This is a genomic window from Nocardiopsis sp. NPDC055824 (assembly GCF_053616335.1).
On record NZ_JBSHDN010000379.1, the window covers coordinates 1 to 2,487 of the forward strand.

At 75.3% G+C, this 2,487-nt stretch carries 2 protein-coding genes; one reads left to right on the forward strand and one right to left on the reverse strand.

Annotated features, from left to right (window positions below):
• Positions 1-334 precede the first annotated feature (334 nt).
• The gene (gene add, locus ACWGL3_RS31975; RefSeq protein WP_267947492.1) at positions 335-1,387 is read right to left on the reverse strand and encodes an adenosine deaminase; all 1,053 of its coding nucleotides are present in this window, start codon (positions 1,385-1,387) and stop codon (positions 335-337) included.
• 168 nt (positions 1,388-1,555) lie between these two features.
• On the opposite strand from add, the gene ACWGL3_RS31980 reads away from it, so the two are divergent.
• Positions 1,556-2,257 (forward strand): hypothetical protein, encoded by a 702-nt coding sequence (locus ACWGL3_RS31980; RefSeq protein WP_267947491.1) that lies wholly within the window; start codon positions 1,556-1,558, stop codon positions 2,255-2,257.
• Positions 2,258-2,487: the final 230 nt, after the last annotated feature.

Consider the following 2,487-nt stretch of genomic DNA (forward strand, 5'->3'; position numbering starts at 1 on the left):
GCCGTGGCCGGAGCCCCCCTCGGCGTTCCCGCCGGAGTCCCGTCGCATCGCGTCTCCCCCCGGGGCCGGGCACGGGCACTGCCGTGCCCGGCGCACCCCCAAGTCTCCTGCTCGGGGGCGCTTCCGGGGGTCAGCCCGGCGACCGCGTGTCGGCCGGAGCACGGCCGGATCCCCGCGCCCGGGTGCCCGCGGGTTCTGGAGGCGCCGCGGACGGGTTCGCGGGGGACGGGCCGATCCGGCGGGGGCTCCGAAGGTCCTCGCGCTCACAGGCGGCCGCGGTGCCCCCACGACACCGGGGCCGCAGCGGAGCGGAGGTCCGGGAGGAGCAGGGTCCCTAGAGGCTCCCGACCCCCACCCCGTGGCGGGCGGCGACCTCCTCCATCTCGGCCAGCAGGGCGCGGCGGTGGGCCGCCCCCAGGTAGGAGGCGTGCACGGCGTTCGCCGCGAGGCGGACCAGGTCCCCGGCACCCAGTCCCAGCCGGTGGGCGGTGGCGTACTCGCGGTTGAGGTCGGTGCCGAACATGGTCGGGTCGTCGGTGTTGAGCGTGACCAGCAGCCCGGCGTCGAGCATGCGGGGCAGCGGGTGGTCACCGATCGCCTCCACGGCGCGGGTGCACACGTTGGAGGTGGGGCTGACGTCCACCGGGACCTGCTCCTCCACCAGCCGGGCCACCAGCTCCGCGTCGCGCATGGAGTCGATGCCGTGCCCGATGCGCTCGGCGCGGAGCGCGTCCAGGGCCTCCCGCACGCGCTCGGGTCCACCGTGCTCACCGGCGTGCGGGAGGCTGGCGAGCCCGGCGGCGCGCGCCCTGCCGAACACCCCCGCGTACTGCTCCAGGGGTGTCTCCACACCGCCCACCCCGAAGCCCACCACGCTGGGCGGGCCCTCCGCCAGGACGGCCTCCAGCGTGGCCTCGGCGCTCTCCAGACCGAAGTCGGCGGGGAAGTCGGGGATCCACCGGAGCCTGATGCCGTGCTCGCGCTCGGCCTCGCGGCGCGCGTGCTCGATCCCGTCGAACACCACCCGCGCGGGCACACCGCGCATCAGGTGCGTGTAGAGGCTGACGTGCACCTCCGCGTAGCGGACGTTCTGCGCGGCCAGCCGCCCGGCGACCGCCGAGGCGAGGACGGCGAAGTCCTCCTCGTCCCTGAGGGTCGTCACCGACGCCAGGTAGACCTCGATGAAGTGGGGGAAGTCGGTGAAGGCGTACCAGTCCCGGAGCTTCTCCAGGGTGTCGGGGACGCCCTCGGCCGCGTGTTTGCGGGCCAGGTCGAAGAGGGTCTCGGCGGGCATCGAGCCTTCGAGGTGGACGTGCAGCTCGACCTTGGGAAGGTCCCGGACGAGCGCGTCGACGCCGGTCCCGGCGGGGGCGGTGTGGTTCTCCATGGCGCGAGGTTACGCGCGGTCACGCGCCCGCCCAACCCCTTCCGGACGAACCTGACGACGGCCTGTCAGCCTCTCCCCCCTGCGGCCCGTCCGCCGTCGTGGTGCGCCGGGCCCCCGGTCGGGGCGACCGCGACCGGTCGGCGAACCACAGAGGGGTACATTGCGGACATGATCCCCCAGGGCGCCCCCCACCCCTCCGTCCCCCGTCCGCCGCGCCCCCGCTGGGCCGCCCGGCTCCGGACCTACCGCGCCGACCACCCGGGCGCGTTCGCCCTCCGCGCCTCGGCCGCACTGCTGTTCGTGATCGCTGCGGCCGGAATCCTGGGCTTCTCCACGGCGACCGGCGCCTGGCTGTTCGGTGCCCTCCTCACGATGGGCCTGCTGTTGGTGACCGGAACCCTCGCGATGGCCGCGGTGGTTTCGGGGGCCATATCCCCCGAGGCCAAGCGGGCCGGGCGCGCACTTGAGGCCGCCAAACTGAAGAACCTCCCCCTGGGCACCGACCCCGCCAAGCTCGCGGAGGCCTGGCGACTCGTCCGGAAGGGGAGACTCGGCCCGGACCCGGAGACCAACCGGCTGGGGCGAATCGTCGTCGAGGGGCAGCTGTCCAGCGGAACGCCGGTCGCCTTGGCCGTCGTGTTCGCGACGATGGCCCTTCTCAACGTGTTCCAGGTCGTCATCCGCATCCTGGAGAGCGGGGTCTCCGGCTTCCCCATCCTGCTCCTGGGACTGTCCGCCCTCCTACTGGTGCTGGCGTGCATGACCCCCTCCATGATGAAGCGCCGGCGGCTCCGCGTGGAGGCGTTCCGCGACGCCTACGACGCCGCCCACGGCGACGGCGCGGACGAGGGTTCCGACACCGCGGCGTGAACGCGGCCCGGGCCCCCGGGCACGACGTGACCGGGAGCGCCGTCCCGGCGGGCTCTCACTCACGGAACCGGTACCGGGGCCGTGAGTACGGGCCCCGCGCATCGGGCTTCACGCCCCGCGCCGGGCCGGGGCCCCGCCCACGCGCCCGGCCGAGCGGCCGGACGCCCAGGGCCCGGGCACGGGGACGCGGTGCCGGGGGCGGGGCCGGGCGCACCCATCGGAGCGCGCCC